This window comes from Microbacterium cremeum (assembly GCF_015277855.1).
Lineage (GTDB): Bacteria > Actinomycetota > Actinomycetes > Actinomycetales > Microbacteriaceae > Microbacterium > Microbacterium cremeum.
Genome location: NZ_CP063812.1, coordinates 1,980,105 through 2,002,666, shown reverse-complemented (window position 1 = coordinate 2,002,666; position 22,562 = coordinate 1,980,105). Strand labels below are relative to the sequence as shown.

The following is a 22,562-nucleotide window of genomic DNA, read 5'->3' as shown; positions in this document are numbered from 1 at the left end:
GGGAGAACCGTGTCCTTGGCTGTTGGGAGGCCGGTGGGGGCCGACCTGAGAAGTCTAGTTCGCGACCCGCGCGGTGCCCGCTGCAAGGGCTCTGGCCGTTTCGGCGAGCCCTTCGAGGCCGCCGTCGCGGAGCGCCCGCACGAGCGCGGTGCCGACGATCGCGCCGTCGGCGTAGCCGAGCACCCCCCCGACCTGCTCGGCGTTCGAGATGCCGATTCCGACGCACGCGTGCTCGGCTCCGTGCTGACGCAGCCGTGCGACGAGGCCGCGGGCCGCGGCATCCAGCTGCGCCCGCTCCCCCGTGATGCCCATGGTCGACACCGTGTACACGAACCCGGTCGAGTTCTGCACGATCAGGTCGAGTCGCTCGTCGGTGGAGGTCGGCGCGGCCAGGAACACGCGGTCGAGGCCCGTCCGCTCGCTGGCGGCGATCCACTCGGACGCCGCGTCGGGCGTGATGTCGGGCGTGATGAGGCCCGCACCGCCGGCGGCGAGCAGATCGTCGGCGTAGCGGTCGATGCCGTACTGCAGCACCGGGTTCCAGTACGTCATCACCAGCACGGGGATGTCGACGCGCCGGGTGATCTCGCGGACGGCGGTGAAGGTGTCCCGCATGCGGAATCCGCCGGCGAGGGCGGCCTGCGTGGCCTCCTGGATGACGGTGCCGTCCATCACCGGGTCGGAGTACGGCGGACCCAGTTCGAGGATGTCGGCGCCGTTCTCGGCGAGCACGACCGCGGCCTCGATGCTGGTCTGCAGGTCGGGGAACCCGAGCGGCAGATAGCCGACGAACGCGCCGCGCCCGTCGGCGTGCGCCGCATCGATGGCGGCGGCGACGCGGGAGGTCATAGCTTCGTTCCCTCTCCCCTTGCCGCCTCGTCGGGCGCGGGCGACTCGACGACGGCCCCGCCGTCGTACAGCTCGAAGTAGCGGGCGGCGGTGTCCATGTCTTTGTCGCCCCGGCCGGAGAGGCAGACGGCGAGAACCGCGTCGGGTCCGAGCTCGCGCCCGAGGCGCAGGGCGCCGGCGAGGGCGTGCGCGGACTCGATCGCCGGGATGATGCCCTCGGTCTCGGAGAGCAGCCGCAGCGCCTGCATCGCTTCGTCGTCGGTCGCCGGGATGTACTCCGCGCGTCCGATCGCCGCCAGCCACGCGTGCTCGGGGCCGACGCCCGGGTAGTCCAGACCGGCCGAGATCGAGTGGGACTCGATGGTCTGACCGTCTTCGTCCTGCAGCACGAACGTCTTCGCGCCGTGCAGCACACCGGGCCGGCCGCGCTCGATCGAGGCCGCGTGGCGCTCGGTGTCGACGCCGTCGCCGGCGGCCTCCACCCCGTAGAGGGCGACGCCGTCGTCGTCGAGGAACGCGTCGAACATGCCGATCGCGTTGGAGCCGCCGCCGACGCACGCGATGACGGCATCCGGCAGGCGGCCCGCCTCGTCGAGCAGCTGCGCCCGCGCCTCTTCCGAGATGACCTTCTGGAAGTCGCGCACCATCGCCGGGAACGGGTGCGGGCCTGCTGCCGTGCCGAAGATGTAGTTCGTCGTCTCGACGCTGGCGACCCAGTCGCGGTACGCGTCGTTGATCGCGTCCTTCAGCGTGCGGGACCCGGTCTTCACCGGCACGACCTCGGCGCCCAGCAGACGCATCCGCGCGACGTTGAGCGCCTGGCGCTCGGTGTCGACCTCGCCCATGTAGATGGTGCAGTCGAAGCCGAACAGGGCGGCGGCGGTCGCCGTGGCCACGCCGTGCTGACCGGCGCCCGTCTCGGCGATCACGCGCGTCTTGCCGAGGCGCTTGGTCAGCAGCGCCTGGCCGAGCACGTTGTTGATCTTGTGCGACCCGGTGTGGTTGAGGTCCTCGCGCTTGAGGAAGACCCGTGCGCCGCCGGCGTGCTCGGCGAACCGCGGCACCTCGGTGATCGGCGACGGCCGCCCTGCGTACGAGTGGAGCAGCCGGACGAACTCGGCCTGGAACGCCGGATCGGCCTTGGCCGCCTCGTATTCGGCCGTCAGCTCGTCGATCGCCGCGATGAGCGATTCGGGCATGTAGCGGCCGCCGAAGTCCCCGAAGAAGGGACCGGCCGCCTCGCGAAGACTCATCTCGACGTGCTCCGCTCGCTCGTTGCAGCGTGTGCTCCGGCCTCCAGGAACGCGTGCAGGGTGGACACCGGATCGTTGGTGACGAGCGCCTCGCCGACGAGCACCACGTCGGCTCCGGTCGCGCGGTAGTGGGCGACATCGGCGGGCTCGAGGACCGCCGACTCGGCGATCTTGATCGCGCCCGGCGGGATGCGCTCGGCGAGACGGCCGAACAGGTCGCGGTCGAGCTCGAACGTCGACAGATCGCGGGCGTTGACCCCGATGAGGCTCGCACCCAGATCGGCGGCGCGGTCGACCTCGGTGGCGGAGTGCGTCTCGACGAGCGGCGTCATGCCGAGCTCGAGCGCGAGTGCGTGCAGCCGCACCAGGGCGTCCTGCGGGAGCGCCGCCACGATGAGGAGGATGAGATCCGCGCCTGCGGCACGAGCCTCGAGAACCTGGTACTCGGTGGCGATGAAGTCCTTGCGGAGCACCGGCACGCGCACGGCGGCCTTCACGGCCTCGAGGTCGGCGAGGCTTCCCTTGAAGCGCCGTCCCTCGGTGAGGACCGAGATCGCGGATGCCCCGCCCTCCTCGTAGCGGCGAGCCTGCAGCGCGGGGTCGGGGATCTCGGCGAGATCACCGCGCGAGGGGCTCGCGCGCTTGACCTCGGCGATGATCTTCACGCGGTCGGCGGGGGCGAGAGCGGAGAGGACGTCCAGTGCCGGCGGCTGCGCCGCGGCTGCGGCCTCGACGTCCGCAAGGGGCTTCGCCGCGGCCCGGGCCTCGGCATCCTCAACCGCGCCGGCCGTGAGGTCGGCGAGCATCTCAGTGCTCTTTCGCGACGTACTTCGGGCCGTTCGCACCGTAGCCCGCCTTGGCGAGCGCCCAGCCGACGATCAGGCCGATCACCAGCAGCGCCGCCGACGCCCACACCAGGATGGGCAGGTCGAGGAAGAAGAACAGAGTGCCGAGCGACACCGCGACGAGCATGATCACGACGGCCGTCCAGGCTGCGGGCGAGTGTCCGTGGCCGGGGTCGCCGATGTTGTTGCTCATGGGTGTCTCCTCGTAGCCTCAGGTTTCGTCGGCGTAGAACGCGCGGAATGTCGCCAGTCTAGCGGTCAGGCGGTGGGGTCCTCGCCACGCGACAGGTCGTCCCAGTCGTCGATCGCGTCGTGAGGGCGCGACCCTGCGGCGGCGCCCGGATGCGCGGCCTCGTCGGTGCGGAAGCGACGCCCGGTGCCGCCCCACGCCCGCGCCGTGGCGAGCGTGAAGGCGCCCGCGACGACGAGCAGCAGCCACCCCACGAGCGTCACGACGGGCCACGCGGTCGCCGAGATCGAGGCGACGAGGTCTGCCACGGCAGACTCCCCGGTGATGCCGGTCGCGTCGGTGACGACAGACGCGACCGCGCCGACAGGATGCTCGAACGCCACGCGCGCCGTCTGCCACGCCAGCACTCCCCCGATCAGCACCGAGAGCGCACCGAACGCGTACCGCAGCGCGAGGCCGACGATCGACAGCGCCGCGCCGAGGGCCATCACCGCGAGGCTCAGCGGCGTCAGCACCGCCACGGCAGACGCCCCCGGAACCTCCAGCACGTGGCCGGCGCCGTCGTCGAGCACGACGGCGAGCCACGTCTGCGTCGCCGAGATGACGCCGAGCGCGCCGCACGCCACGGTGACGACGACCGCGATCAGCCGGGCACGTCGCATCACTCGGGCTTCTCCGGACCCGCGACGGCCTCGAGGTCGTCGGCGTCGAAGCACGTGCGCGTCCCGGTGTGGCACGCGGGTCCGACCTGCTCGACCGCGACGAGGATCGCGTCGCCGTCGCAGTCGAGCCGAGCCCCGCGCACCAGCTGGATGTGGCCGGACGTGTCGCCCTTGCGCCAGTACTCGCGGCGCGAGCGCGACCAGAAGGTGACGCGGCCCTCCGTGAGCGTGCGGCGCAGAGCTTCGGCATCCATCCATCCGAGCATCAGCACCTCGCGGGTGTCCCACTGCTGGATGATGGCGGCGACCAGACCGTCGTCGTTGAACGTGACGCGCGCGATGCGCTCGTCGACCGCTTCGCTCACGCTGCCACGACCTCTCGCACGGGGATCCCCTCGGCGGCCAGCGCGGACTTGACGTCGCCGACCGTGAGTTGTCCGGAGTGGAAGACGGATGCCGCGAGCACGGCGTCCGCGCCTGCGGCGATCGCCGGGGCGAAGTCGGCCGCGCTGCCGGCACCGCCCGACGCGATCACCGGCACGCTGGCGACCTCGCGCATGAGCGACACCAGCTCGAGGTCGAAGCCCTGCTTCGTGCCGTCGGCGTCGATCGAGTTGACCAGGAGCTCGCCGGCGCCGCGATCGATCGCCTCGCGCGCCCACTCCAGGGCGTCGAGGGTCGTCTCGGTGCGGCCGCCGTGCGTCGTGACCACGAAGCCGGAATCGGTGTTCGGCGACCGCTTGACATCGAGCGAGAGCACGAGCACCTGCGCGCCGAAGCGGTCGGCGATCTCGTCGAGCAGCGGCGGCCGGGCGATCGCCGCGGAGTTGACGCCGATCTTGTCGGCTCCGACCGACAGCAGCCGGGCGACATCGTCGGCGGTGCGCACGCCGCCGCCCACGGTGAGCGGGATGAAGACCTCCTCGGCCGTGCGTCGCACGACGTCGTAGGTCGTCGCGCGCTCGTCGACGGTGGCGGTCACGTCGAGGAAGGTGATCTCGTCGGCGCCCTGACGGAAGTACTCGCGGGCGAGCTCGACGGGATCCCCCATGTCGCGCAGGTTCTCGAAGTTCACGCCCTTGACGACGCGGCCCGCGGCGACGTCGAGGCACGGGATGACGCGGCACACGAGACTCATGGCAGCACCTCGCCCATCAGAGCCTCGCGTTGTGGATCGCGGTCACGAGGATGGCCCGCGCCCCGATCGCGTACAGCGAGTCCATGACCTGGTTGACGCCCTTGCGGGGCACCATGACCCGGACGGCGACCCACTCCGGGTCGCGCAGCGGCGAGATCGTGGGGGATTCGATCCCCGGCGCGATGGCGACGGCGTCGTCCACGAGGCCGGCCGGGAGGTCGTAGTCGACCATGACGTAGCGCCGTGCCACCATGACGCCGCGCAGGCGGCGCAGCAGCGTGGCGGTGCCGTCGGCCTCGGCGGGCGCGGTGATGAGCACCGCCTCGGACTGCAGCAGCACCGGGCCGAAGATCTCGAGACCGGCCTGCCGGAGCGTGGTGCCGGTCGAGACGACGTCGGCCACGGCGTCGGCCACTCCCAGCCGGACCGCCGACTCGACGGCGCCGTCGAGCGGCACCAGGTCGACGGCGACGCCGTGCTCGTCGAGGAACGCGTCGACGAGCCCCGGGTATGCCGTCGCGACGCGCGCGCCCTCCAGATCCTGGACGGTCTCGAAGCGGCCGGGAGGACCCGCGAAGCGGAACGTCGAGTCGCCGAAGCCGAGCGCCTCGATCTCGCGCGCCCCGGGCATGCGGGCGTCCAGCAGCAGGTCGCGCCCGGTGATCCCCACATCGAGGGCGCCGGACCCGACATAGGTGGCGATGTCCTTCGGACGCAGATAGAAGAACTCGACCTCGTTCTGAGGGTCGATGACGTGCAGGTCCTTCGGGTCGCGGCGGCCGATGTAGCCCGCCTCGTGGAGCATCTCTGAGGCGGTCTCGGCGAGCGAGCCCTTGTTCGGCACGGCGATTCGCAGCATGGCAGCGGGCTTTCGGGTTCGAGGGCGGACGGGCGACGCGCGCTCAGAGATGTCGGTAGACGTCTTCGAGGCTCAGCCCCTTCGCGAGCATGAGCACCTGCAGGTGGTACAACAGCTGCGAGATCTCTTCGGCCGCGGCATCGGTCGATTCGTACTCGGCGGCCATCCACACCTCGGCGGCCTCTTCGACGATCTTCTTGCCGATCGCGTGCACGCCCGCGTCCAGCTGCGCGACGGTGCCCGATCCCTCGGGGCGCTCGGCCGCTTTCGCGGCGAGCTCGGCGAACAGCGCATCGAACGTCTTCACCATGCCAGGGTAGCGTCCGCGCGGGATGCCTCGGCTCCGCGTGACGCGCGGTGAACGGTCGGGGTCAGTGGACGTGATGGTGCGCCGCGGCCGCGCGCAGGCCGGCGATGGCGTTCGCGGGGTCGTCCGCGCCGAACACGGCGGACCCGGCGACGAACGTGTCGGCGCCTGCTTCGGCCGCCTGCGCGATGGTGCTCTCGCCGATGCCCCCGTCGACCTGCAGCCACGCCGACGAGCCTCGGCGACGGGCCTCGTCGGCGAGGCGGCGGAGCTTCGGCATCGTCTCGGGCATGAACGACTGGCCGCCGAAGCCGGGCTCGACCGTCATCACGAGGATCTGGTCGAAGTCGTCGAGCAGGTCGAAGAGCCCCTCGACCGGGGTCGCGGGCTTGACGGCGACGCCGGCGCGCGCTCCCGCCGCACGGAGGCGCCGCGCCAGGGCGACCGGCTCCTTCGCCGCCTCGAGGTGGAACGTCACCGACGCTGCGCCCAGCTCCGCGTAGCCGGGCGCCCATCGGTCGGGGTTGGTGATCATGAGATGCACGTCCAGCGGCACCGGGCTCGTCGCCTGGATGCGCTCGACCATCTGCGGTCCGAACGTCAGGTTGGGCACGAAGTGGTTGTCCATGACGTCCACGTGCACGAAGTCGGCCGTCGCGATGCGCGCGAGCTCGGCCTGCATGTTGACGAAGTCGGCGGCCAGGATGCTGGGATTGATGCGGATGCCGGTTCGGCGGCCGTTCTCGTCGATCAGGGGCACGCGTCCATTATGGTCGAGCGCCGCGCGCACACCGTCCGCGGCGCCTGCGTTAGGCGCGGCGCAGCAGCGACACGGACATGGCATCGGTGTTGTGGCGATGCGGCCACAGCTGGGCTCGTCCGCTGCCGTCGGCCTGCGGCGGGAGGCCGGGGTCGGCATCCGCCAGCGAGGTGATGACGTCGCGGGCCGACAGCTCCTCGACCGCGCTCCCCCACGCTCGCCGTACGTCGGCGACGACGCCCGCCGTCTCGGCGAGGTGCGGCGAGCAGGTGACATACGCGACCACTCCGCCGGGCTTGAGGGCCGACACGGCCGCCTCGAGCAGCTCGCGCTGCAGCTCGGTCAGTGACGGAACGTCGCTGGGTGCTTTCCGCCACCGCGCTTCGGGCCGACGACGCAGCGCACCGAGTCCGGTACAGGGCGCGTCGACGAGGATGCGGTCGTACGTGCCCGGTGCGTTCGCGGCGCGCGCACGGCCGTCCTCCTCCGACACCGGGACCTCGAGCGGCACGCCCGCCAGAGCCTGCCGCACCAGACCTGCACGGGCAGGCGAGATCTCGTTGGCCTCGAGTGCCGCGCCATGGGCGAGTGCCTCGGCGGCGAGCACTGCGGTCTTGCCGCCCGGCCCGGCGCACAGGTCGAGCCACCGCTCGTACGCCGCGACGGGGAGCGCGCGCGTCAGCGCGAGCGCCGCCAGCTGCGAGCCCTCGTCCTGGACCCGGACACGGCCGCCGGATCCGCGGACGACGGAGTCGGGATCTCCGCCGCCCAGGCGGAAGCCGATGGGCGAGAACGGCGTGCGACGGGCCTCGTCGGGCACGTCGGCCAGGCCCGGGAGCGCGGCCATCGTCACGCGCGGCGACGCGTTGTCGGCGATGAGCAGTGCCTCGAGCTCGTCGGCGCGTCCTTCGGCCGCGAGCGCCCGGCGGAATGCGCGCACCACCCACACCGGGTGCGAGAAGAGCAGTCCCAGCTGCTCGTCGTCCGAGCGTGCGCTCTCGGCGACGCGCGTCATCCAGTCGCCCGGCGTATCGCGCGACACGCGCCGCAGCACGGCGTTCGCGAAGCCGGCGGCCCCGCGCCCCGCGGCCGCGCGGGCGAGCTCGACGGACTCGTTGACGGCGGCGTGGGAGGCGACGCGGGTCGACAGCAGCTGGTGCACGCCGAGCCGGAGCGCGTCGAGCACGGCGGGGTCGATCTCGTGCGCCGGACGGTCGGCGGCGATCGCGATGATCGCGTCGTACGTGCCTTGGCGCCGCAGGGTGCCGTAGGTGAGCTCGGTCGCGAGTCCGGCATCGGCGGACCCGAGACCGGCGCGGGCGATCGAGGTCGGCAGCAGCAGGTTCGCGTAGGCGTCCGACTCGTTCACGGCACGGATCGTCTCGAACGCGACCCGGCGCGCGGCGACCGCGCTCACGGTCCGACCACCGGTGCGGCGTCGCGCAGGCCCCGCCACCAGTCCGAGGCGCGCATCGCGCCCTTGCCGGCGGGCTGCACCGTGTCGATCACGATCGGTGCGGTCGCGGTGCCGGCGACCACTTCCCGGCCGTGCAGCGCGAGCGCGCCCGGGGCGAGGGCGGGAGCGTCGTCGGGCGCGCGGTGCACGGCGAGGATCTTCAGCCGCGCACCGTCGAGCAGGGTGTGGGCGCCCGGCTCCGGGGTGACGCCGCGGATGCGGCCGAGCACCCTCTCGGCGGCCTCGTCCCACCGCACGCGCCCGTCGTCGTCGCCGAGCTTGGGGGCGAAGGTGGGCTCGCCCACCTGGGGCCGTGCCGAGGCGGTGCCCGCGGCGATGGCATCCACGACCTCGGCGAGCAGGCCGGCGCCGTCCTCGGCGAGCGAGGCGAGCAGGTCGCCCGCGGTCGCATCGGCGGGGATGTCGGCGGCCACCTCGGCGAAGACGTCCCCCGCGTCAAGCTCGGGCACGAGCTGGAACACGCTGGCGCCGGTGCGGGTGTCGCCCGCGATGAGCGCGTGCTGCACGGGGGCCGCTCCGCGCCAGCGCGGCAGCAGCGAGAAGTGCAGGTTGATCCAGCCGTGCGCGGGCGTCGAGAGCAGCGGCTCGCGCACGAGTCCGCCGTAGGCGACGACCACGCCGAGATCGGGCTCGACCGCGGCGATCCGCTCGGTGGCGGCCGCGTCGAGGCGGTCGGCCCGGACGATGGGCAGGCCCAGCTCGCCGGCGGCCGTGGCGACCGGAGAAGGCGTCAGCACGCGTTTGCGTCCGAGCGGCGCGTCGCGCCGGGTGACGACGGCGACGACATCGTGCCGGGATGCCGCGAGTCGCTGCAGCGACGGCACCGCCGGCGCGGGGGTGCCGGCGAAGACCAGGCGCATGGGATTCCTCAGTGTTCGATCGATCAGAGGTCGAGATCGGGCACGTCCACCCGGACTCTCAGTGTATTGGCGGGTCCGGGGGCGCGTCCCTTCGCGGGGCGTCGAGCCTTGACCGCCTGGGCGACCACCGAGGCGCGCAGGCTCTCGGCCACCCGTGCGCCCAGCGCGTACTCGAAGCGCACGAGCGCGCGGACCCCCTCCGGGCGCGGGAGCGGCCCGAGCACGGCCTGCGCGTCAAGCTCGGGCACGGCGTGTCGCAGGTCGTCGAGCGCGGATTCGACCACGCTGCGTGCGCCGTCGACCGCCGCGACCCGCACGGTCGGGGGCATCCGCAGCGGGGCGCGCTCAGCGAGTTCGGCGCGCGCATATGCCGGCTGGGTCCAGGTGGCGAGAGCGCGGGCGATGGAGCCGCCGACGCCCACCAGGTGCACGGGAGCGCCCGGCGCCGCGAGCGCGGCGGCGTTGGACCACCATCGCAGGCACGACTCGCCGATGCGCAGGTCCTCTGCCATCAGCATCCGGTCGCCGTCGAGGAGGATGACGGCGCGATAGCCGCCCTCGGCCATGGGCTCCGCGCCGCGCGTGGCGACGACCAGTGCGGGCCGGGCGTCGACCGCCGCGACCGGGTGGTCGCCGTCGGCGACGATGACGCGCGTACCGGGGAACGCGCGGCCGAGCTCGTCGGCGGTCCGCTCGCTGCCGGACGACGCCATCCGAAGCAGCGTGGAGGAGCATTCCGGGCACTTCCACGCGGTCGCGGCGCGTCCGCACCAGGAGCACGACGGCGTCGCTCCGTGGCGCGGGGCGTGCAGCGGACCGCCGCAGTGCGCGCAGCGCGCGGGCTGACGGCATTGGGCGCACACCAGCACGGGGGCGTAGCCGGGTCGCGCGACCTGTACCAGCACCGGTCCGGAGGCGAGCGCTTCGCGCGCCGCCGCGAACGCCGATGAGGGCATCCGCGAAGAGCGCGACTCGCCCTCGCGTGTCGCGCTCAGCACCACCCGGGGGCTCGCACGACGCGTGGCCGGCACCTCGCGCACCCAACCGACCGCGACCAGGCGCTCGACGTCCGTCGTGCGCGTGTGCCCCGCGAAGATGAGTGCGCCGCCGTCGAGCTCCTGGCGCAGCAGCGCCGCATCGCGCGCATGGACGCCGGGGCTGAGCGGCTCGGCGAGCAGTGGATCGCCGTCGTCCCACAGGGCGACCAGACCGAGATCGCCCACCGGCGCGTACACGGCGGAACGATTGCCGATCACGATGCAGGGCGCGGCGGCGAGCGTGCGGAGGAACGCCGCGTACCGTGCCGGTCCGCTCTGCTTCGCGTCGTCGCGCACCAGGGCATCCGCCGGCAGGCGGGGCGCGAGGATCGCCTCGAGCTGGGCGCGGTCGCGGTGGTCGGGAACCGCGATGACCGCGCTCCGGCCGGCCGCCAGGACATGCATCGCGGCCGCGGCGAGGAGCACCGCCCACGATCCCACGACGACGCCGTCGTCCAGCGTCGTGGGCGCCGGCGGTGCATCGAGGGCGAGCCGCTCGCCGCCGGCGAGCGCATCGGCGAGGCCCGGATACGCATCGAGCACCGTGCCGGTCCACGCGACGACGTCGGGATCGAGCACGGCGGCCGACGGCGGATCCGCGGCCAGCCAGGCCTTCTCGGCGCGCACCATGCGCTTGGGGATCGCCAGGCGCAGGATGTCGCCGGCGGATCCCGCGGCGCGGTCCGCGGCACGGCGGGCGAGGGCGTAGAGGCGGGGCGGCAGGACCGCGACCGGCGAGACGACGTCGTCGAGCTCCGAGAGGGGGCGGTCGGAGGCATCCGGATCCCCGACCTCGACGAGGAAGCCGTCCACGACACGGCCGGCGGTGCGCAGCGGCACCCGCACACGCACCCCGGGCACCGCCGAGTCGGCGAGGGCTTCGGGGATCGCGTAGTCGAACAGCCGGTCCAGCTGCGGCAGCGGCGAGTCGATCAGCACCCGCGCGACCCGGCGCACGCTCACGCGTACCCCCGCCACGCGCTGCGCACCGGACCCACCGCGATCACGCGGCCGCCGTCAGAGTCCGGCCGCGGCGCGCAGGGCGTCCGCGCGATCGGTGCGCTCCCACGTGAAGTCGGGCAGCTCGCGGCCGAAGTGTCCGTAGGCGGCGGTCTGGGCGTAGATCGGGCGAAGCAGGTCGAGTTGGTCGATGATCGCCTTGGGACGCAGATCGAAGACCTCGAGGATGGCGCGGGTGATCGCCTCGTCCGAGACGTGACCGGTGCCGAACGTCTCGACGTACAGGCCCACCGGCTTCGCCTTGCCGATCGCGTACGCGATCTGCACCTCGAGCCGGTCGGCCAGGCCCGCCGCGACCGCGTTCTTGGCGACCCACCGCATCGCGTACGCCGCCGAGCGGTCGACCTTCGACGGGTCCTTGCCGCTGAACGCGCCACCGCCGTGACGGGACGCGCCGCCGTACGTGTCGATGATGATCTTGCGGCCGGTCAGGCCCGCGTCGCCCTTCGGCCCGCCGATCACGAAGGGACCGGCGGGGTTGATGTAGTACTGCACGTCGGGCAGTTCGAGACCGGTCGCCTCGAGCACCGGGTCGATCACCTCGGCGCGCACGGCGGCGCGCAGCGCCTTCTGCGAGATGTCGGGGTGGTGCTGGGTCGAGAGCACGACGGACTCGACGGTCCTGGGCGTCTGGCCGTCGTAGCCGAGGGTGATCTGGGTCTTGCCGTCGGGGCGGAGGAACGGGAGCGCGCCCGAGCGGCGCACCTCCGACAGGCGCTCGGCCATGCGATGCGCCGTCCAGGCGGCCATCGGCATGAGCTGCGGGGTCTCGGTCGTGGCGTAGCCGAACATGATGCCCTGGTCGCCCGCGCCCTGAAGGTCGTGCGGATCCTCCGAGCCGTCCTCCCGCCGCTCGAACGCCTTGTCGACTCCCGCGGCGATGTCGGAGGACTGCGCGCCGATCGACACGCTCACGCCGCACGAGTCGCCGTCGAAGCCGGTCTCGCTCGAGGTGTACCCGATGCGGTTGACGACGCCCCGGACGATCGCGGGGATCTCGACGTAGGCCGAGGTCGAGACCTCGCCTGCCACGTGCACGAGTCCCGTCGTCACGAGGGTCTCGACGGCGACGCGGCCGTCGGGGTCATCGGTGAGGATGGCGTCGAGGATCGAATCCGAGATCTGATCGCAGATCTTGTCGGGATGCCCCTCGGTGACGGACTCGGAAGTGAACAGACGAAGGTCGGTCATCGATTCTCCAGGTGAGAGGGGCGGACACCAGTATGCCCCCGAGGATCGACATCGCCGACCTCGAGGGCATACAGGACGTAACGGGATTACTCCGCGCGGCGCAGCCGCAGCTTGTCTTCGTGGATCTCGTGCAGCGCGATCGTGAGCGGCTTGTCCTCGACGGTCGAGTCGACGAGCGGGCCGACGTTGTCGAAGAGGTTGCCCTCGTGAAGGTCGGAGTAGTAGTCGTTGATCTGGCGCGCGCGCTTGGACGCGTAGATCACGAGCTGGTACTTCGAGTCGACCTTCTCGAGAAGAGTGTCGATGGGGGGCTCGATGATGCCCTGGTTCGTTCCGGCCATGGCGAAACCTCCTGGATCGGATGACGGGATGGGAGTCTGCGGAGCCTCGACGCGTCGAGGCATCCCACCATTCTACGCGAGAGGCCGCCGACTGCGGCGCAGCATCACCGCGCGAGCCGCGCGACTTCCTCGGCGGCGCGGGCCACGTCGTCGTTCACGACGCGATAGTCGAACTCGCCCTGCGAGGCGAGCTCGGTCTTCGCGGTGCGCAGTCGACGTGCACGCTCTGTCGCGTCCTCGGTGCCGCGGCCCACGAGGCGCTGCACGAGCTCGTCCCAGCTCGGCGGCAGCAGGAACACCAGCGTCGCGGACGGATCGGCTTCGCGCACCTGCCGGGCTCCCTGGAGGTCGATCTCGAGCAGCACGGTCCGACCGGCCGCGAGAGCCTGCTCGATCGGCGAGCGCGGCGTGCCGTACCGGTGGGCGTTGTGGACCGTGGCGTGCTCGAGAAGCTCGCCGGCCGCGATCATGCGGTCGAACTCGGCGTCGTCGACGAAGAAGTAGTGCTCGCCGTCGACCTCGCCGGGGCGCGGCGTGCGCGTGGTCGCCGACACCGAGAGGTGGATCTCGGGGTGGTGCTCCTTGATGTGCGCGGCCACGGTGCCCTTGCCCACTGCCGTGGGCCCCGCGAGCACGACCAGCCGGCTGCGGCCGCCGCGCGGCTCGAGCTCGGGCCACCGCGCATCGAGGAACTGCCGGAGGCCCTCGCGCTGCCGCGAGCCGAGACCGCCCAGGCGCTTGACCGGCGAGATCCCGAGGTCACGGAGGATGCGGTCGCGCTTGCCCTCGCCGATCGCGGGGATCGCGGTGAGGAACTCGGGCACACGCATCGCGCCGGCGGGCGACGCCGGATCGGCCAGGGCACGGCGCAGCAGCTCCTGCGGTGTGATGACGCGCGTCGCGACGTCCTTCTTGAGCGCGGCACGCTCGCGCCGCGCGGCCACCGCACGGCGGGACGCGGCGACCCGGTCGACCTCGGGAGGCCGCGTGGGCGCGCCGGGTGTGCGGGGAGGAGTCCCATCGGGCGTGCGGGCGGCTGCGGGTTCAGGCATGTCGATCACCACGGTAGAGAAGGGCGCGCTCGGTGATGCGCGCGGCGAGCCGGTCGGGTCCGGCAGCCAGGATGCTGCGGCTCTCCGACGCTATCACCGCGGGCGCCATCTCCCCGAAGCGGGACCGGACGTGCTCGGGCTCGGCGCCCTGATGCCCGAAGCCGGGACCGAGGATCGGCGCCACCGGCGCGAACGGCGAGAGGCCGGCATCCGTCCAGTCCACCGTCCCGCCGACGACGAAGCCGAGGCTCCCCCACTCCCCCTCCGGCGTGATGCGGGCGTTGCGCGCGGCGACCTCGCGGACGATCGCGCCCGACACCGTCTCGCCGGTGCCCAGGCGTGCCCGCTGCGCGGTGAACGCGTCGGGGTTGCTCGTCGCGGCGAGGACGAACACGCCCTTGTGGGCGCGCTCGGCCAGGTCGAACGTGCCCTCCAGCGTGCCGACGCCCAGGAACGGGTTCGCGGTGAGCGCGTCGGCCTCGAGGGGCGACCCCGGCGTGAGCCACGCTTCGGCGTAGGCGTCCATCGTCGAGCCGATGTCGCCGCGCTTGGCGTCGGCGATCACGAGCAGACCGGCGTCGCGCGCCGCGGCGAGGACGTCCTCGAGCGCGGCGAACCCGGCCGAGCCGTAGCGCTCGAAGAACGACACCTGGGGCTTCACGATCGCGACGCGCCCCGCCGCGGCGTCGACGACCCGCAGCCCGAACTCCCGCGCGCCGGCGGCCGAGGCATCCAGCCCCCACTCCTGCAGCAGCGGCACGTGCGGGTCGATGCCCACGCACAGGCGCCCGTGTGCGGCGATGCCGGAACGGACCCGCTCGCCGAACGGCGTGCCGTCGCCGGCGGGCGAGGTCACGCCCGTGCCCGACGGTCGGCCGCGTACTCCTGGAGGCTGCGCACGCGGAACCCTTCGCGCAGCACCGGCAGCGCGCTCACGGCGGCACCGAGCACGGCCATCGTGGTGAACAGCGCCTTGTCGCCGGCCACCGCCGCCGCCCGGATCTCGTAGCCGTCGGCCCGCGCGGCGCCGCCCGAGGGCGTGTTGACGACCATGTCGATCTCGCCGGCGTTGATGAGGTCGACGATGTTGGTGCCGCCGGACTCCTGAGTCTCGGAGTACTTGCTCACGACGCGGACCTCGATGCCGTTGCGGGCGAGGATCTCGGCCGTGCCCTCCGTCGCGACGAGGTCGAATCCGAGCTCCTGCAGGCGGTGCGCGGGGAGGATGACCGCGCGCTTGTCGCTGTCGGCCACCGAGATGAACACGGTGCCCTCGAGAGGCATGCCGCCGTACGCGGCCTCCTGCGACTTCGCGAACGCCGTCGGGAAGTCGCGGTCGATGCCCATCACCTCGCCCGTGGAGCGCATCTCGGGTCCGAGCACCGAGTCCACGGTCTGCCCGTCGGCGGTGCGGAAGCGCTTGAACGGCAGCACCGCCTCCTTGACGGCCACGGGGGCGTCCAGCGGCACACGGGAGCCGTCCTGCGGCGGCAGCAGGCCTTCGGTCTTCAGCTCGGCGATCGTGGCGCCGGCCATGATGCGGGCGGCGGCCTTCGCGAGCGGGATGCCCAGCGCCTTCGACACGAAGGGAACGGTGCGGCTCGCGCGCGGGTTCGCCTCGATCACATAGAGCACGCCGGCCGAGATCGCGAACTGCACGTTCAGCAGTCCGCGCACGCCCACGCCTTCGGCGATCGCGCGCGTGGCCTCGCGGACCCGGTCGATGTCGCTGCGGCCGAGGCTCACCGGGGGCAGCGTGCACGACGAGTCGCCGGAGTGGATGCCGGCCTCCTCGAGGTGCTCCATGACTCCGCCGATGTACAGCTCGTCGCCGTCGAACAGCGCATCGACGTCGATCTCGATCGCGTCGTCGAGGAAGCGGTCGACCAGCAGCGGCAGCCCGGGACCGATGATCGCCTGGTCGGCGATGCGCACGAAATAGTCGCGCAGCGCCTCGGTCGAGTACACGATCTCCATGCCCCGGCCGCCCAGCACGAAGCTCGGGCGCACCAGCACCGGGTAGCCGATCTCCTCGGCGACCGCGACGGCGCCGTCGACGTCGATCGCCGTGCCGTTGCGCGGCGCCACGAGCCCGGCACGGTCGAGCAGGCGCGAGAACAGCTCGCGCTCCTCGGCGAGGTCGATCGCTGCGGGCTTGGTGCCGAGGATCGTGTAGCCGGCGGCCTCGATGCCCTTGGCCAGGCCCAGCGGCGTCTGGCCGCCGAGCTGGCAGATCACGCCGAGGATCTCACCGGACTGCGCTTCGGCGTGCAGCACCTCGAGCACGTCCTCGAGCGTCAGGGGCTCGAAGTACAGGCGGTCGGAGGTGTCGTAGTCGGTCGACACGGTCTCGGGGTTGCAGTTGACCATGACGGTCTCGTACCCGGCGTCGGCCAGCGCGAACGACGCGTGCACGCACGAGTAGTCGAACTCGACGCCCTGGCCGATGCGATTGGGCCCCGACCCGATGATGACGACCTTGGTGCGCTCGGACGGCGTCACCTCGGTCTCGAAGTCGTAGCTGGAGTAGTGGTACGGCGTGAGCGCCGGGAACTCCCCCGCGCACGTGTCGACGGTCTTGTACACGGGACGCACGCCGAGAGCATGGCGGATGCTGCGGATCTGGGCCTCGGAGTCGTCGCGCAGCTGTGCGATCTGCGCGTCGCTGAAGCCGTGCTCCTTCGCGATGCGCAGGGTCGCGGCATCCAGTTCCGGCGCCTGCGCGACGTGCTCGGCCACCTCGTTGATGAGGACGATCTGGTCGAGGAACCACGGGTCGATCTTGGTCGCCTCGAACGCCTGCTCGACCGTCGCGCCCTTGCGGAGCGCCTGCTGCAGCACCACGATGCGGCCGTCGGTGGGGGTCTTCGCGATCTCGAGCAGTTCGTCCACCGACCGGGGCTCGTCGCCCCAGTGGAAGCTCGAGCCGCGCTTCTCGAGCGAGCGCAGCGCCTTCTGCAGCGCCGTGGCGTAGTTGCGGCCGATCGCCATCGCCTCGCCCACCGACTTCATTGTGGTGGTCAGCGTCGTGTCGGCGGCCGGGAACTTCTCGAAGTTGAAGCGCGGAACCTTGACCACGACGTAGTCCAGCGTCGGCTCGAAGCTCGCCGGCGTCACCTTCGTGATGTCGTTGGGGATCTCGTCGAGCCGGTAGCCGATCGCGAGCTTCGCCGCGATCTTCGCGATCGGGAAGCCGGTCGCCTTCGAGGCGAGGGCCGACGACCGCGAGACGCGCGGGTTCATCTCGATGACGATGACGCGGCCGGTCGCGGGGTCGACCGCGAACTGGATGTTGCAGCCGCCGGTGTCGACGCCCACCGCCCGGATGATGTCGATGCCGATGTCGCGCAGCTTCTGGTACTCGCGGTCGGTGAGCGTCAGGGCCGGCGCGACGGTGATCGAGTCGCCGGTGTGGACGCCGACCGGGTCGACGTTCTCGATCGAGCAGACGACGACCGTGTTGTCGGCCGTGTCGCGCATCAGCTCGAGCTCGTACTCCTTCCAGCCGAGGATGGACTCCTCGAGGAGCACCTCGGTGGTCGGCGAGTCGCGCAGGCCCGCGCCGGCGATGCGGCGGAGGTCGTTCTCGTCGTACGCGAACCCCGACCCGAGGCCGCCCATCGTGAACGACGGGCGCACGACCAGCGGGTAGCCGAGCTCGTCGGCGGCGGCGAGCACCTCGTCCATGGTGTGGGCGATGCGGGATGCCGCGACATCCGCCCCCGCGTCGAGCACAAGCTGCTTGAAGATCTGGCGGTCCTCGCCCTTGTTGATCGCCTCGAAGTTGGCGCCGATCAGCTCGACGTCGTACTTCTCGAGGATCCCGTGGTTGTGGAGGTCGATCGCCGCGTTGAGCGCCGTCTGGCCGCCCAGGGTGGGCAGGATCGCGTCCGGCTTCTCCTTGGCGATGATCGTCTCGATGACCTGCCACGTGATCGGCTCGATGTACGTCGCGTCGGCGAAGTCGGGGTCGGTCATGATCGTGGCCGGGTTGGAGTTCACGAGGATGACGCGCACGCCCTCTTCGCGGAGCACGCGGCACGCCTGGGTGCCGGAGTAGTCGAACTCGCACGCCTGGCCGATGACGATCGGGCCGGAGCCGATGACGAGGACGGAGTTGATGTCGGGGCGCTTGGGCATCAGTGCGCGGCCTTCTTCTCGAGGTTCGCGAGGACCATGTCGCGGAAGCGGTCGAACAGGTAGTTGGCGTCGTGGGGGCCGGCGGCGGCCTCGGGGTGGTACTGCACCGAGAACGCCGGGATGTCGAGGGCGCGCAGGCCCTCGACGACCTGGTCGTTGAGGCCGACGTGGCTCACCTCGATGCGGCCGTAGCCGTGAGGGCTGTCGAACTCGCCCTCCACCGGGGCGTCGACGGCGAAGCCGTGGTTGTGCGCGGTGATCTCGACCCGCCCGGTCGCCTTGTCGAGCACCGGCTGGTTGATGCCGCGGTGCCCGAAGGGCAGCTTGTAGGTGCCGAGCCCGAGCGCACGCCCGAGCAGCTGGTTGCCGAAGCAGATGCCGAAGAACGGCAGGCCGTCGTCGAGCACGCCCCGGAGCAGGTCGACGTGGTCGCCCGATGCGGCGGGGTCGCCGGGCCCGTTCGAGTAGAAGACGGCGACCGGGTCGATCGCGCGGATGTCGTCGATCGTGACGTCCTGCGGCAGCACGTGCACGTCGAATCCGCGCGCGGCGAGGTTGTCGACGGTGGCCTGCTTGACACCGAGGTCGAGCACCGCGAGGTTGCCGATGCGCTCGCCGGACGCGGGGGTCACCTCGGCCGCCGCCACCGACACCGCGGCCGACAGGTTCCGCCCCGCCATCTCGGGCGCCTCACGCACGAGGCGCAGCTGCTCGTCGGGGTCGATCGCCGCGGCCTCGCCGGAGAAGATGCCGCCGCGCATGCTGCCGGCCGAGCGGATGTGACGGGTGACGGCGCGGGTGTCGATTCCGCTGATGCCCACCACGCCGTCGGCGATCAGGGCGTCGTCGAGCGACTCGTCGGCCCGCCAGTTGGACACGACGCGCGACGGGTCGCGCACGATGTAGCCCGAGACCCAGATCCGGCGGGATTCCGGGTCCTCTTCGTTCATGCCCGTGTTCCCGATGTGGGGGGCCGTCTGCAGCACGATCTGGCCCGCGTACGAGGGGTCGGTCAGAGTCTCTTGGTAGCCGGTCATGCCGGTGGCGAAGACCACTTCGCCGAGCGTCGTGCCGGCGGCGCCGTAGGCGCGCCCGACGTGGCGCGTCCCGTCCTCGAGGACGAGGACGGCCGGGTCGGTGTGGAACAGGGAGGTCATGCGCGGGTTCCTGTCTGGTTCTGGGGAAGGATGCCGGTCACGGCGTCGGCGAGGGCGCGTGCCGAGGCATCCTGGGGGCGGAGATACGAGTCGACGACGGTGGCGTCGTCGGGGCGCCAGGAGAGGCGCACGAGGCCGTCGCGCTCGACGACGCGGTCGATCGCCACCGTCGCCTGCGCGACGTCGGCGATCCGCTCGACCGGCAGGAACACGCGCGGCTGGCCGGTGAGGTCGAGGGCGACGCCGGCGTCGGTCACCGTGACATCGGCCTTCGACCGGAAGCCGAGGCCCGTGATCGCGAGGCGCTCGAGCGGCTCGCCGTGTCGGGTCGTGGCGACGTAGAGCGCGGCGAACGTCGAGATAACGCGTGCTGCGGCGGGCGCGTCGCCCACCGGGGCACGCAGTCCGGCGTCGCGCCGGGAGCGTCGCCACCACGCCCAGGCGAGCACGGCGACGAGCGCCAGTACGGCGATCGCGGTGAGGGCGAGTGCGCCCTCGCGGGTCATGCGCGCTCCCCGGGGGTGTCGAGGACCGCGCCGTCCGCGACCGTGACGATCCCTTGGTGCAGCGTCCAGCGCACCTCGCCCGGCAATTCACGGCCCACATACGGTGAGTTGACGCTGCGACCGCGGAGGTCGTCGGTCGTGAAGGGGCGCACCGGAGCGGGATCGTAGAACGCCAGCGAGGCGGGGTGTCCTGCGGTCAGCGGTGTGCCGTGGCCGGCGAGGCGGCCGATGCGGGCGGGCTCGCGCGACATGATCCGCGCGACGTCGCCCCACGTGATGAGCCCGGTGTCGACCATCGCCTGCTGCACGACGCGCAGCGCGCTCTCGAGCCCTACCATGCCGTTCGCGGCGGCGTGCCACTCGCACGCCTTCGCCTCGGCGGGGTGCGGTGCGTGGTCGGTCGCGACGATGTCGATCGTGCCGTCGGCGAGGCCTTCGCGCACGGCGAGGACGTCCTCTTCGCGCCGCAGCGGGGGGTTGACCTTGAATCGCGCGTCGTAGCCCCGCACGAGCTCGTCGGTGAGGAGGAGGTGGTGCGGCGTGACCTCGGCGGTCACCTGAACACCCCGCTTCTTGGCCCACCGGATGATCTCGACCGAGCCGGCCGTCGACAGGTGGCACACGTGCAGGCGCGAGCCGACGTGCTCGGCGAGCAGCACGTCGCGCGCGATGATCGACTCCTCGGCGACGGCCGGCCAGCCGGCCAGGCCCAGCTCGGCCGACACCGCGCCCTCGTTCATCTGTGCGCCCTCGGTCAGCCTCGGGTCCTGTGCGTGCTGCGCGATCACGCCGTCGAAGGCCTTCACGTACTCGAGAGCACGTCGCATGATGAGCGGGTCCCACACGCAGAACCCGTCGTCGCTGAAGACGCGCACGCGCGCACGCGAGTCCGCCATCGCGCCGAGCTCGGCGAGGCGTTCGCCCTTCTGCCCGACGGTGACGGCTCCGATCGGCTGGACGGTGACGAACCCGGCCGCCTGACCGAGTGCGAGCTCCTGCTCGACCACCCCCGCCGTGTCGGCGACGGGCGAGGTGTTGGGCATCGCGAACACCGCGCTGTAGCCCCCCGCCGCTGCGGCGCGGGAGCCGGTGAGGATGGTCTCGGATGCCTCGTACCCGGGCTCGCGCAGGTGCGTGTGCAGGTCGACCAGACCCGGCAGCAGCACGAGCCCGTCGACGTCGACGACCGTCGCGCCGGCACGGCTGAGGCCGGTGCCGATCTCGGCGATCAGGCCGTTCTCGACGATCACGTCCGCGGGCGCGGATCCTTCGGCGAGAGCCCCGCGGAACAGGATGGTCTCGGTTGCCGAGTCGCCGCCGGCGGTGTGTCGAGGCGTGGTCATCGTGCGCTCCCCTTCTGTGTGGCATCCGTCGTTCCGGTATCGCGCTCCGCGCCCGCGAGCAGCAGGTAGAGCGCGGCCATGCGCACCGAGACGCCGTTCGTCACCTGTTCGAGCACTGTCGAGCGGGGCGAGTCCGCGGCTTCTGCAGAGATCTCCAGACCCCGGTTCATGGGCCCGGGGTGCATGACAATGCTATCCGTTCGGAGCGCCCGGAGGCGTCCGGCGTCGAGGCCCCACCGCCGGGAATACTCCCGTTCAGTGGGGAAATACGCGGCATTCATCCGTTCCAGCTGGATGCGGAGCATCATGAGTGCGTCCGGCCCTGCGGCGATCGCTTCATCGAGGTCGTACTCGACGCGCGCCGGCCACAGCGAGACGTCCTGCGGGATGAGGGTGGGCGGCGCGACGAGCGTTACGCGTGCGCCGAGCGTGCTCAGCAGCCACACGTTGGATCGCGCCACGCGCGAGTGCAGGATGTCTCCCACGATCGTCACCTGGACGCCCGACAGATCCCTGCCGCGGCTGTCGCCTCCGAACCGGCGCTTGCGGATGGTGTACGCGTCCAGGAGCGCCTGCGTGGGGTGTTCGTGGGTGCCGTCCCCCGCGTTCACGACGCCGGCCGTGATCCAGCCGCTCGTGGCGAGGGTGCGTGGTGCACCGGAGGCGCCGTGACGGATGACCACGGCATCCGCCCCCATCGCCTGCAGTGTCTGCGCGGTGTCCTGGAGCGACTCGCCCTTCGAGACGCTCGAGCCTTTCGCCGAGAAGTTGATGACGTCCGCCGACAGGCGCTTCGCCGCGGCCTCGAACGAGATGCGGGTGCGGGTGGAGTCCTCGAAGAAGAGGTTGACCACCGTCCTCCCGCGCAGCGTCGGCAGCTTCTTCACCTCGCGCCGCTGCGTGTCGGCCATATCCTCAGCGACGTCGAGGATCCGCAGTGCGTCCTCGCGGGAGAGGGACTTCGTGTCGAGGAGGTGCCTCATGATCCGATCGTCACCTCGTCGCGGCCGTCGATCTCGGCCAGACGCACGTTGACGCGTTCGTCGCGGGCGCTCGGCAGGTTCTTGCCGACGAAGTCGGGGCGGATGGGCAGCTCGCGGTGGCCGCGGTCGATGAGGGTCGCGAGGCGCACCACGGCCGGCCGGCCGATGCCCTGGAGGGCGTCGAGGGCCGCGCGGATGCTGCGGCCCGAGAAGAGCACGTCGTCCACCAGCACCACGACCCGGCCGTCGATCCCTCCTGGGGGGATCTCGGTCGGCTGCGGCGCCCGCGTCGGATTGCGGTGCAGGTCGTCGCGGTACATGGTCACGTCGAGGGAACCGACCGGGACCGGAGCGCCGCCGAACTCCTCGACGAGAGGGGCGATGCGCCGAGCGAGGGTCACGCCACGGGTCGGGATGCCCAGGAGGACCAGTCCATCGGGGCCCCGGTTGGACTCGAGGATCTCATGGGAGATCCGAGTCAGGGCCCGCGTGATGTCGGCGCCGTTCAGCACGGTGCGCGTGCTCATCCGCCGCTCCCTTCTCCGCCTCACGGGACGGGGTTAAAGGTTGCTGTGATCGCCGCTCAGTCTAG

General features: G+C 72.0%; 23 protein-coding genes. All 23 read right to left on the bottom strand.

Annotated elements, in window-relative coordinates; all coding sequences use genetic code 11:
* Positions 1–54: 54 nt before the first annotated feature.
* Complete coding sequence (trpA, locus tag IM778_RS09050; protein WP_194408593.1) at positions 55–849, bottom strand: tryptophan synthase subunit alpha; 795 nt, start codon at positions 847–849, stop codon at positions 55–57.
* Positions 846–2,102 carry a tryptophan synthase subunit beta gene (gene trpB, locus IM778_RS09045; protein WP_194408592.1) on the bottom strand — a complete coding sequence of 419 codons (1,257 nt, stop codon included), beginning with the start codon at positions 2,100–2,102 and terminating at the stop codon, positions 846–848. Before trpB ends, trpA begins: the two co-directional genes overlap by 4 nt.
* On the bottom strand, positions 2,099–2,908 hold the full coding sequence (gene trpC / locus IM778_RS09040) for an indole-3-glycerol phosphate synthase TrpC (protein WP_194408591.1): 810 nt from the start codon (positions 2,906–2,908) through the stop codon (positions 2,099–2,101). The genes trpB and trpC overlap by 4 nt, the downstream gene beginning before the upstream one ends.
* Before the next feature lies 1 nt (position 2,909).
* Positions 2,910–3,140 (bottom strand): DUF6704 family protein, encoded by a 231-nt coding sequence (locus tag IM778_RS09035; RefSeq protein ID WP_194408590.1) that lies wholly within the window; start codon positions 3,138–3,140, stop codon positions 2,910–2,912.
* Positions 3,141–3,205: 65 nt separating this feature from the next.
* Positions 3,206–3,799 carry a Trp biosynthesis-associated membrane protein gene (locus IM778_RS09030; protein WP_194411801.1) on the bottom strand — a complete coding sequence of 198 codons (594 nt, stop codon included), beginning with the start codon at positions 3,797–3,799 and terminating at the stop codon, positions 3,206–3,208.
* On the bottom strand, positions 3,799–4,164 hold the full coding sequence (gene hisI / locus IM778_RS09025) for a phosphoribosyl-AMP cyclohydrolase (RefSeq protein WP_194408589.1): 366 nt from the start codon (positions 4,162–4,164) through the stop codon (positions 3,799–3,801). The genes IM778_RS09030 and hisI overlap by 1 nt, the downstream gene beginning before the upstream one ends.
* Entirely contained in the window at positions 4,161–4,937 is a 777-nt protein-coding gene (gene hisF / locus IM778_RS09020; protein ID WP_194408588.1) for an imidazole glycerol phosphate synthase subunit HisF, read from the bottom strand. The genes hisI and hisF overlap by 4 nt, the downstream gene beginning before the upstream one ends.
* A gap of 16 nt (positions 4,938–4,953) precedes the next feature.
* Positions 4,954–5,796, bottom strand: a complete 843-nt coding sequence (gene hisG / locus IM778_RS09015) for an ATP phosphoribosyltransferase (protein ID WP_194408587.1) — start codon at positions 5,794–5,796, stop codon at positions 4,954–4,956.
* A gap of 43 nt (positions 5,797–5,839) precedes the next feature.
* The gene (locus tag IM778_RS09010) at positions 5,840–6,103 is read right to left on the bottom strand and encodes a phosphoribosyl-ATP diphosphatase (RefSeq protein ID WP_194411800.1); all 264 of its coding nucleotides are present in this window, start codon (positions 6,101–6,103) and stop codon (positions 5,840–5,842) included.
* A gap of 64 nt (positions 6,104–6,167) precedes the next feature.
* Entirely contained in the window at positions 6,168–6,863 is a 696-nt protein-coding gene (rpe, locus tag IM778_RS09005) for a ribulose-phosphate 3-epimerase (RefSeq protein WP_194408586.1), read from the bottom strand.
* Between the two features lie 49 nt (positions 6,864–6,912).
* Entirely contained in the window at positions 6,913–8,280 is a 1,368-nt protein-coding gene (locus tag IM778_RS09000; protein WP_194408585.1) for an RsmB/NOP family class I SAM-dependent RNA methyltransferase, read from the bottom strand.
* Entirely contained in the window at positions 8,277–9,200 is a 924-nt protein-coding gene (gene fmt, locus IM778_RS08995; protein ID WP_194408584.1) for a methionyl-tRNA formyltransferase, read from the bottom strand. Before fmt ends, IM778_RS09000 begins: the two co-directional genes overlap by 4 nt.
* Before the next feature lie 23 nt (positions 9,201–9,223).
* Entirely contained in the window at positions 9,224–11,200 is a 1,977-nt protein-coding gene (locus IM778_RS08990) for a primosomal protein N' family DNA-binding protein (RefSeq protein WP_420488853.1), read from the bottom strand.
* A 54-nt stretch (positions 11,201–11,254) separates the two neighbouring features.
* Positions 11,255–12,448 carry a methionine adenosyltransferase gene (gene metK / locus IM778_RS08985; protein WP_194411648.1) on the bottom strand — a complete coding sequence of 398 codons (1,194 nt, stop codon included), beginning with the start codon at positions 12,446–12,448 and terminating at the stop codon, positions 11,255–11,257.
* An 86-nt stretch (positions 12,449–12,534) separates the two neighbouring features.
* A complete protein-coding gene (gene rpoZ, locus IM778_RS08980; protein WP_127820216.1) occupies positions 12,535–12,789 on the bottom strand; it encodes a DNA-directed RNA polymerase subunit omega in 255 nt (84 codons plus the stop codon).
* Between the two features lie 104 nt (positions 12,790–12,893).
* A complete protein-coding gene (gene gmk / locus IM778_RS08975) occupies positions 12,894–13,841 on the bottom strand; it encodes a guanylate kinase (RefSeq protein WP_228484815.1) in 948 nt (315 codons plus the stop codon).
* Positions 13,834–14,697, bottom strand: coding sequence for an orotidine-5'-phosphate decarboxylase (gene pyrF / locus IM778_RS08970; protein ID WP_194411647.1), 864 nt, complete (start codon positions 14,695–14,697; stop codon positions 13,834–13,836). Before pyrF ends, gmk begins: the two co-directional genes overlap by 8 nt.
* On the bottom strand, positions 14,694–17,981 hold the full coding sequence (carB, locus tag IM778_RS08965) for a carbamoyl-phosphate synthase large subunit (protein WP_194411646.1): 3,288 nt from the start codon (positions 17,979–17,981) through the stop codon (positions 14,694–14,696). Before carB ends, pyrF begins: the two co-directional genes overlap by 4 nt.
* Positions 17,981–19,138: a glutamine-hydrolyzing carbamoyl-phosphate synthase small subunit gene (gene carA / locus IM778_RS08960; protein WP_194411645.1), complete on the bottom strand. Its 1,158-nt coding sequence runs from the start codon at positions 19,136–19,138 to the stop codon at positions 17,981–17,983. The genes carB and carA overlap by 1 nt, the downstream gene beginning before the upstream one ends.
* A complete protein-coding gene (locus tag IM778_RS08955) occupies positions 19,135–19,644 on the bottom strand; it encodes a PH-like domain-containing protein (protein WP_194411644.1) in 510 nt (169 codons plus the stop codon). Before IM778_RS08955 ends, carA begins: the two co-directional genes overlap by 4 nt.
* The gene (locus tag IM778_RS08950) at positions 19,641–20,987 is read right to left on the bottom strand and encodes a dihydroorotase (RefSeq protein WP_194411643.1); all 1,347 of its coding nucleotides are present in this window, start codon (positions 20,985–20,987) and stop codon (positions 19,641–19,643) included. Before IM778_RS08950 ends, IM778_RS08955 begins: the two co-directional genes overlap by 4 nt.
* Positions 20,984–21,970, bottom strand: coding sequence for an aspartate carbamoyltransferase catalytic subunit (locus tag IM778_RS08945; RefSeq protein ID WP_194411642.1), 987 nt, complete (start codon positions 21,968–21,970; stop codon positions 20,984–20,986). The genes IM778_RS08950 and IM778_RS08945 overlap by 4 nt, the downstream gene beginning before the upstream one ends.
* Positions 21,967–22,497, bottom strand: coding sequence for a bifunctional pyr operon transcriptional regulator/uracil phosphoribosyltransferase PyrR (pyrR, locus tag IM778_RS08940; RefSeq protein WP_194411641.1), 531 nt, complete (start codon positions 22,495–22,497; stop codon positions 21,967–21,969). Before pyrR ends, IM778_RS08945 begins: the two co-directional genes overlap by 4 nt.
* Positions 22,498–22,562 lie beyond the last annotated feature (65 nt).

Excerpts from the sequence above, each read along its gene's own strand:
- carA (WP_194411645.1), bottom strand. The coding sequence starts at position 19,138 with ATGACCTCCCTGTTCCACACCGACCCGGCCGTCCTCGTCCTCGAGGAC.
- trpC (WP_194408591.1), bottom strand. The coding sequence starts at position 2,908 with ATGCTCGCCGACCTCACGGCCGGCGCGGTTGAGGATGCCGAGGCCCGG.
- metK (WP_194411648.1), bottom strand. The coding sequence starts at position 12,448 with ATGACCGACCTTCGTCTGTTCACTTCCGAGTCCGTCACCGAGGGGCAT.
- gmk (WP_228484815.1), bottom strand. The coding sequence starts at position 13,841 with ATGCCTGAACCCGCAGCCGCCCGCACGCCCGATGGGACTCCTCCCCGC.
- rpoZ (WP_127820216.1), bottom strand. The coding sequence starts at position 12,789 with ATGGCCGGAACGAACCAGGGCATCATCGAGCCCCCCATCGACACTCTT.
- pyrR (WP_194411641.1), bottom strand. The coding sequence starts at position 22,497 with ATGAGCACGCGCACCGTGCTGAACGGCGCCGACATCACGCGGGCCCTG.
- hisF (WP_194408588.1), bottom strand. The coding sequence starts at position 4,937 with ATGAGTCTCGTGTGCCGCGTCATCCCGTGCCTCGACGTCGCCGCGGGC.
- carB (WP_194411646.1), bottom strand. The coding sequence starts at position 17,981 with ATGCCCAAGCGCCCCGACATCAACTCCGTCCTCGTCATCGGCTCCGGC.
- IM778_RS08955 (WP_194411644.1), bottom strand. The coding sequence starts at position 19,644 with ATGACCCGCGAGGGCGCACTCGCCCTCACCGCGATCGCCGTACTGGCG.
- IM778_RS09035 (WP_194408590.1), bottom strand. The coding sequence starts at position 3,140 with ATGAGCAACAACATCGGCGACCCCGGCCACGGACACTCGCCCGCAGCC.
- trpB (WP_194408592.1), bottom strand. The coding sequence starts at position 2,102 with ATGAGTCTTCGCGAGGCGGCCGGTCCCTTCTTCGGGGACTTCGGCGGC.
- trpA (WP_194408593.1), bottom strand. The coding sequence starts at position 849 with ATGACCTCCCGCGTCGCCGCCGCCATCGATGCGGCGCACGCCGACGGG.
- IM778_RS09030 (WP_194411801.1), bottom strand. The coding sequence starts at position 3,799 with ATGCGACGTGCCCGGCTGATCGCGGTCGTCGTCACCGTGGCGTGCGGC.
- IM778_RS08950 (WP_194411643.1), bottom strand. The coding sequence starts at position 20,987 with ATGACCACGCCTCGACACACCGCCGGCGGCGACTCGGCAACCGAGACC.
- IM778_RS08945 (WP_194411642.1), bottom strand. The coding sequence starts at position 21,970 with ATGAGGCACCTCCTCGACACGAAGTCCCTCTCCCGCGAGGACGCACTG.
- hisG (WP_194408587.1), bottom strand. The coding sequence starts at position 5,796 with ATGCTGCGAATCGCCGTGCCGAACAAGGGCTCGCTCGCCGAGACCGCC.
- fmt (WP_194408584.1), bottom strand. The coding sequence starts at position 9,200 with ATGCGCCTGGTCTTCGCCGGCACCCCCGCGCCGGCGGTGCCGTCGCTG.